The sequence below is a fragment of the Pseudarthrobacter sp. MDT1-40-2 genome (assembly GCF_059383595.1).
On sequence record NZ_JBWZCL010000005.1, the window covers coordinates 216,343 to 222,945 of the forward strand.

Genomic DNA, 6,603 nt, shown 5'->3' on the forward strand with positions numbered 1-6,603 from the left:
CCGCAGGGTACCGTCAGGGCATTTGCCGGCTTTGCCAGACATCCGGGTAGCCGGGGAGGTCTTCTCCGCCGAACTTGGCGTAGTGACCCCCGGGCATCCCTTCATTGCGCTGCAGCCAGTCGTCCAGTTCGTCCGCGAGGATGGGCTCCTGCGGGAGCACCCATTCGGCCGGGATCTCCTCACCCTTGAAGATCTTTTCCAGTGCCAGCAGCGGGGTCCGCCACTGGAAGTTGGAGTAGACGGGAGCCATGGCATCGATTCCGGTTTCCTTCCACTTGGTCAGGAAGCTCATCTCATCCTCGCCCGTCATCACCGGCAGGTCCTTGCCGGCATCCTCGAAAGCCTCGAGGGCAGCCACCGCACCGTCTCCGGCGTCCATCCAGACGCCCTGGACGTCACCGGTGGCCAGTTCATCGGAGATGATTTTCTTGATCTCGGTGGGGTCCGCTCCGGTGAAGTAGTCCTTGGCCTCGATTCCCTTCTCCTCAAAGATCTTCTTTGCCGCCGCCCAGCGGTGTTCCAGCACGTCCACGCCGGGAAGGATGCGCAGGGCCACCACCTTGTCGCCGGAGCTCAGCCTGTCGGTAAGGAACGTGGCCGTGTCTATGCCCCAAGCGAAGCCGCCGATCGGGTGGATGAACGTCGTGGCGCAGTCGGTTTCCACGCCGCGGTCAAACACCACCACAGGCTTGCCCGTCTCGCAGGCACGTTCCACGGCTTGAGTCAGGGCAGCTGTGGAGTTGGGCGAGATGACGAACGCATCGCAGTTTCCCTCGCCGATGAAGTAGTCAATATCCGCGATCTGCGTGTTGTCGTTGTCCTTGGCATCCCGGGTTTCCATCTCGGAAATGACCCCCGAGTCCTGCAGGACCTTGAGCTGCTGGTTCATGGTGATCCAGCCGGTCTGGCGCCACGGGTTGGAGATGGAGGCATTGGCGAAGCAGACCTTTTTCGCCCCGGGTGAGGCGAACTCTGCGGTGTCCGTCATGTCGCCGGCTATGTATTGCAGGTAGGGCTGCTCCGCGTCCCCTTCAAAGGTGGCCGTACGTTGCTCAAACTGCGTGTCATAGAGGGCCTGGTCGAACCATTCCTGGCTCGCCGGACTGGTTTGCGCCGGTGACCCGTCAGCCGGTGCCGTCGTTTCGGTAACCGACGGATCCGTGGTGGTACAGGCGGTCAGCACTAACAGCGGCACTGCTGCCCCAAGTGCGATGGCGCGAATAGAGTGATTTCGCATCAGGCTCGATCTCCTTCTTGTTCGGTGCCCTCGTGGGGCATGGGTGCTGCGCTTAGCCGGTGCCGTTCGTCATGGGCAGCCGAAGTGGCTCCCTTGCGTTTCCGCTGCCAAGACTTGGATGCTGCTGCCACAGCGATGATGATGATTGCCCCCTGGACCGTGTCCCGCCAGGTTGCCTGGACACCCATGAAGTTCAGGAGGGTGAACAGCGCCTCGAGTGCGAACGCGCCTGCCGCCGCGGACAGGACCCAGCCGCGTCCGCCTCCAAGCACTACGCCACCGAGGACGACGGCGGTGATCGCCGTGAACTCGTAACCCCGCCCCACCGATGGATGCACTCCGGCGTAGCCCACGAGCAGGATGCCGGCGACGGTGGCCGACAGCGACGAGAGGATGAACGCCCGCGTCCGCACCCACCAGACGCGGGAGCCGGCCAGCTCTGCAGCCCGTGGATTGTCACCGACGGCGATGAGGGTGCGGCCGTAGGGGCGGCGCATCAGGACGACCGCCAGGGTGGCTATCCCCGCCAGGATGAGAACAGGGTAGGGAATGATGCCCAGGACCGGGACGTCCTGGATCCCGCCGCGCCCTATCTGGCGGAAGCTGTCCGCCGGGTTTCCTTGGGCGGCGCCGCCGGTCCAGTACAGGACCAGTCCGAGCAAGGCCAGCATCATGCCCAGCGTCACAATGAAGCTGGGCACCTTCAGCAGCGTTGTGATCAGTCCGTTCACGAGCCCGATGAAGGCACCGAGCACAAACATCAGGATCAGGACCGGAACCACCCGGGAATCATCCTGCCCGATGAGGTTGCCGGCAGCGATGACCTGCATGGTCACCACCGATCCCATCGACAAGTCGAACTCGCCGCTGACAATGACGAAGTACTGGCCGACGGCGGCAACCGCGATCGGCGCCGTCCTGCCGATGAACCGGATGAGGGAGCCAGGTTCCCCAAAGGAGGGGTTCAGCACAATGATGGCCGCCAAAAGGCTGATCAACAGGATGAAAACGGCGCCGCCGGGGGTGCGCGCAGCCCGGAGGAGCCGCTGCGAACGGCTGGCGCGGTTCTGCCGCAGGACTGCGCTGCGCCCGGTGGGCAGTACCGTGCTCATGGCCCCTCCGGGGGTGCAGCCTGTGCGGCAGGAGTTTCCGCGGAACCTTTCGAGCTGAACCGCTCCGGCCTGCTGACGATTCGACGGCGGGCATACACGGCGACGGCGACCACAATCACCACGCCCCTGACCACGTCCTTGAGGAAGGGGTTGATCTGCATGACGGACATGATGTTGTCCAGCATGGCGAAGATGAGGACGCCGCCGAGGGTGCCGGTAATGGTCCCTTTGCCGCCGGCCAGCAGGGTGCCGCCGAGGACGACTGCGGCGATGGAGAGCAGATCGTAGCCGCCCTGGGACCCTACCGTAGGGCTGCCAACGCCCAGCCGGCTTGCCAGGAGCAGCCCCGCCATTCCTGCCAGCACCGAACAGATCACATGGGCCGTGATGACCGGCAAGTCGACGCGGATTCCTGAGGTCCGGGCCACGGAAATGTCACCGCCGACGGCGTAAAGGTGGTGGCCCATGCGGGTGCGGTGGAGCAGCAGCATGGCCAGGCCCGCGCAGGCCAGCATGATGATGGTCGAGATGGGAACAGGCCCCAGGCCAGTCGCCCCGATCAGCCGGAACGAGAGGGGTGTTTGGCCGAAGCTGCCCTTAAAATTAGTGGCGAGGTAGCCGCTGATGATCAGGCCCATGCCCAGCGTGGCGATGAACCCGTGCACATTAAGGCGGGCCACGATCAGACCGTTCGCCAGGCCGATGACCGCCGCTGCGCCTAACGTGAGCAGGACGCCAGGCAGGACGTTGTTCGGGTTGTTGGCCATCACCCCGGCGGCAATAAGGCTGGCCAGGCTGGTGACGTAGGGAACCGAGAGATCAAGGCTGCCGGCCAGGATGACCAGCGTCTGTCCGATTGCGATGAAACCCAGGACGCTTGTTCCGGTCAGGATGCTGGAGATATTGCCCTGGCTGAAGAAATTCCGCCCAATGGTGCTGATGAGCACAGCGCCAACGATCAGCGTCAGCAGCGCCACCAGGTAGACGATCTGTGTGGAGGACAGGCGATCGATGAAGCTGCCACGCTGTTTCATGTCTCTCCTCCTCCCGAGGCGGTTCTGGCGCCCGTTCCCAGCTGCAGTACGGCTTCTTCGGACGTTCCGGCCGGAAGCTCACCGGCGAGGCGTCCGTCGCGCATGACCAGGATCCGGTCGGACATGCCGATGACCTCCGGCAATTCGCTGGAGACCATCAGAATGGCTTTGCCTTCGGCCGCCAGCTTCCGCATCAACCGGTATACGGCCACTTTGGCACCCACATCTATCCCGCGGGTAGGTTCATCCAGCAGGACCAGACGGGGGCGGATGGCCAGCCACTTGGCAAGGACCACCTTCTGCTGGTTCCCGCCGGAGAGATACTGCACTTCCTGATCCAAGTCCCGGGCTACGACCTCCAGGGAGGAGAACACGCCGGGGACTTCGGTTTTAACCGCTCTTGTGCGGCGCGGGAAAACTGATCTGATGACGCTCAGCGCGTTGTTTACGATGGACTGGTTCAGGCTTAGGCCCTCAGCCTTGCGGTCTTCGGTGATGAGGGCCATGCGCGCCCGGACGCCCTCCCGGGGTGACTTGGGCAGAAGTTCCCGGCCCTCCACCTTCATGGTGCCGCGGTTAAAGGGGGCGGCGCCGAAAATGGCGTGAAGCAGTTCGGTCCGGCCGGAGCCTTGGAGGCCGGCCAGCCCCACAATCTCACCCGCCTGAACGCTGAAGCTGATCCCGTCCAGTTGTCCGTTTCCGGCACCCTGCAGTTCGAGGATCGGTTTAGTGGGGACGTCGGCACCTTCAGCGCTTTTGCCGTCGGCGTCGGTGTCTGTCCGGGGCAGCTTGTCCGGGAAGAAGGCTGACATAGGCCGGCCCACCATCAGCCGGACCAGCTGTGTATCGTCGAGTTCTGAGGCGGGGCCGGTGCTGACCACGCGGCCGTCCTTCAGGACGGTGATGACGTCGCACAGATCGAAGAGCTCCCGAAGCCGGTGGGAGACGTAGAGGATGGCCGTTCCGCGTTCCTGAAGGCGGGACACGATTTGGTAGAGGAGTTCAACTTCGGCGCCGGCCAGCGCGGCGGTGGGCTCGTCCATGGAGACGATCCGGGCGTCATAGCTGACCGCCTTAGCGATCTCCACTACCTGCTGCTCAGCTACGGTCAGGCTCCGCACCTGCGCGGTGGGCCGGATGGCGGTGATCCCGAGCGACTGCAGCAGCTCCGCCGTCTTCGCGTTCATCAGCGCCTTGTTCACCAGGACTCCGCGGCGGGGCTCCCGCCCCAAGTAGATGTTCTCCGCCACCGTCCGGTCGGGAAGGAGATTGAACTCCTGGAATACCGACGACAGCCCGGCTTCGTGGGCCTTCGTGGGATGGCTGAAACTGGCTTCCCGGCCATCCAAAAGCACCGTTCCCGCGTCCGGCTGGTAGACCCCTGCAAGCACTTTCATCAGGGTGGACTTTCCGGCGCCGTTTTCCCCGACGAGTCCGTGAACCTGGCCCCGGTGAAGGGTAAGGTCGGCGTCTTCCAGCACGGGAATCCCGAAGAAACTCTTGGTCAGTCCTCGGACTTCCAGGAGTGGCGTTGGGGCCGCGGAACCTTGAGGGGGCCCACCGGGGATTGACGCCGCGCCATTCCCTGGGTGGTTCTCCATCGGTTCGCCCACGCCTAACTGTTACAGGGCGGGTTCTGTCCCGTCAAGGGATAAGCGATTGCTTACCACCAAGGCTGTTTGGACCGGGAGCTGCGGCCATGCACGGCGTCCCGGCGCGCCGTCGCCAACGCACCGGAGGAGCGCGGCGCGTCAACTAGCATTGCTCCCAATCGACCAGCGATGGAAGGAAGCCGTGTTATGCGCTATGTCGTCCTGCAAGTGATTCTTAAAGAGAAATTGTGGGGTACCGGTTCGGGCAACCTGACCTCCCTGGAGAAGACGATCAACGATCAGGCCGCGAAGGGGTATCGGCTCCACACCATCACCACCGCGAGCAGCGGGAGCAAGGGAATGATCGGCGGCGGTGACCGCATCCAGGCAACGCTGGTGTTCGAGAGCCTCGCCTAATCGCACCGCGAAACCAATGTTGAGGCACGCAAGATATACGAAGACGCGAGTTGGCAGACCACGAGACTCTGTAAGACCGTGAACTGCTGCTGACCGCGGAAAGGCGAACCCGATGCTGCCCCGTCAACCGGCGGACGCACACGGGAGAGTCGTTTACAGCCGAACGGAGGTCCCGCACTTTGCCGTTGACTCCCGTTCCGGCCAGCGATTGGCCCGGCGGCGCCCACGCTAGAGGGTTTCGGGAACCTCGCGCCCCGGGAAGAGTGTCGCGTACTGTTTCCGAAACATCCTGCGGCCCACGAGCCGGTAGCCAAGGCGGACCGGCGGAGGAATCTCCTTGAACATCTCCTTCTGGTCCTGGAGCGGATTTGAAGCCAGCACCATCCCGAGGTAGCCGATCAGGAACTTCTTGTCGAGCTGATCGATCCCGTGCTTTGCGCCCGCCTGCAATTCCTTCTCGGTCAGCACCCTGTCCACGACGGGCATCACCTCGGTGACTTCGCGGCGCAGGTGAACGTTCAGGACAGCCTTCAGGTCCTCGTAGCGTTCAGCGAGTTCCCGGCCAACTTCTGCGTCTGCCGTCTCCATCCAGCGAAGGCGGACCGGCTCGATGCTCTCCAGCCGGTTCGTCACCTGCCGGTGCTGCTCAAGCATCTGAGCTACGTGCAACGCACACGCCGGCGCCCGCTCAGCGAGCTGCGGGTACATAGTCTGGTCCTCGCCCTCGTGGTGTAAGTGGAGCGTCTTGTCGAAGTTGCCCAACACTTCACCGACGTACGCGGCGCGGGCGGTGTCGCCAGGCGCGGCGGAACGCACCAGCCCCGGCGCCTCGTCGTACGCCCACAGGAAAAACCGGTGGATGCGCCTCATGCCAGCCGTTCCCGCACACAGAACGGGTCCCGGGGGCAAAGGCGCTGCGGTCTCGCCGGGCTGCATCGTGAAGAAATCAGTCATTGAATTGCCCCTAACGGTCGACATGCGAGACCAGGACCTACCCCCGGCAGCATCGTATCCCTGGCCCTCATGCCGCACAATGGCCGGTTGGCCAGCCACGGCTGATTGGACAACAGCGGCGGGTCGGACAGTGGAAGAGCCGGCCGCCGCGCCGTCGTCGGCTGCCACTTATCGCGCCTTAACGCAACAGCGGTGGGGGGGGGGGGGGGGGGAGAGGAAACCCCGACCTGCGGTGTGGTTCGGGGGTTTGGGGGGGA

The 6,603-nt window shown here is 64.0% G+C and carries 6 protein-coding genes; 1 reads left to right on the forward strand and 5 read right to left on the reverse strand.

Features of this window, described 5'->3' with window-relative positions:
* Positions 1–13: 13 nt before the first annotated feature.
* Genes AC50X5_RS14985 through AC50X5_RS15000 form a run of 4 tightly spaced genes read right to left on the reverse strand, consistent with a single transcriptional unit; the run spans position 14 to position 4,984 of the window.
* On the reverse strand, positions 14–1,237 hold the full coding sequence (locus AC50X5_RS14985; RefSeq protein WP_494976866.1) for a substrate-binding domain-containing protein: 1,224 nt from the start codon (positions 1,235–1,237) through the stop codon (positions 14–16).
* Positions 1,237–2,349 carry an ABC transporter permease gene (locus AC50X5_RS14990; RefSeq protein ID WP_494976867.1) on the reverse strand — a complete coding sequence of 371 codons (1,113 nt, stop codon included), beginning with the start codon at positions 2,347–2,349 and terminating at the stop codon, positions 1,237–1,239. Before AC50X5_RS14990 ends, AC50X5_RS14985 begins: the two co-directional genes overlap by 1 nt.
* Positions 2,346–3,383: an ABC transporter permease gene (locus AC50X5_RS14995; RefSeq protein ID WP_494976868.1), complete on the reverse strand. Its 1,038-nt coding sequence runs from the start codon at positions 3,381–3,383 to the stop codon at positions 2,346–2,348. Before AC50X5_RS14995 ends, AC50X5_RS14990 begins: the two co-directional genes overlap by 4 nt.
* A complete protein-coding gene (locus AC50X5_RS15000; protein WP_494976869.1) occupies positions 3,380–4,984 on the reverse strand; it encodes a sugar ABC transporter ATP-binding protein in 1,605 nt (534 codons plus the stop codon). The genes AC50X5_RS14995 and AC50X5_RS15000 overlap by 4 nt, the downstream gene beginning before the upstream one ends.
* A 198-nt stretch (positions 4,985–5,182) precedes the next feature.
* Between AC50X5_RS15000 and AC50X5_RS15005 the strand changes: the two genes are divergently transcribed.
* Positions 5,183–5,392, forward strand: a complete 210-nt coding sequence (locus AC50X5_RS15005) for a DUF4177 domain-containing protein (protein WP_494976870.1) — start codon at positions 5,183–5,185, stop codon at positions 5,390–5,392.
* 228 nt (positions 5,393–5,620) lie between these two features.
* Here the strand turns inward: AC50X5_RS15005 and AC50X5_RS15010 are convergent, their stop codons facing one another.
* The gene (locus AC50X5_RS15010) at positions 5,621–6,346 is read right to left on the reverse strand and encodes a hemerythrin domain-containing protein (protein WP_494976871.1); all 726 of its coding nucleotides are present in this window, start codon (positions 6,344–6,346) and stop codon (positions 5,621–5,623) included.
* Positions 6,347–6,603 lie beyond the last annotated feature (257 nt).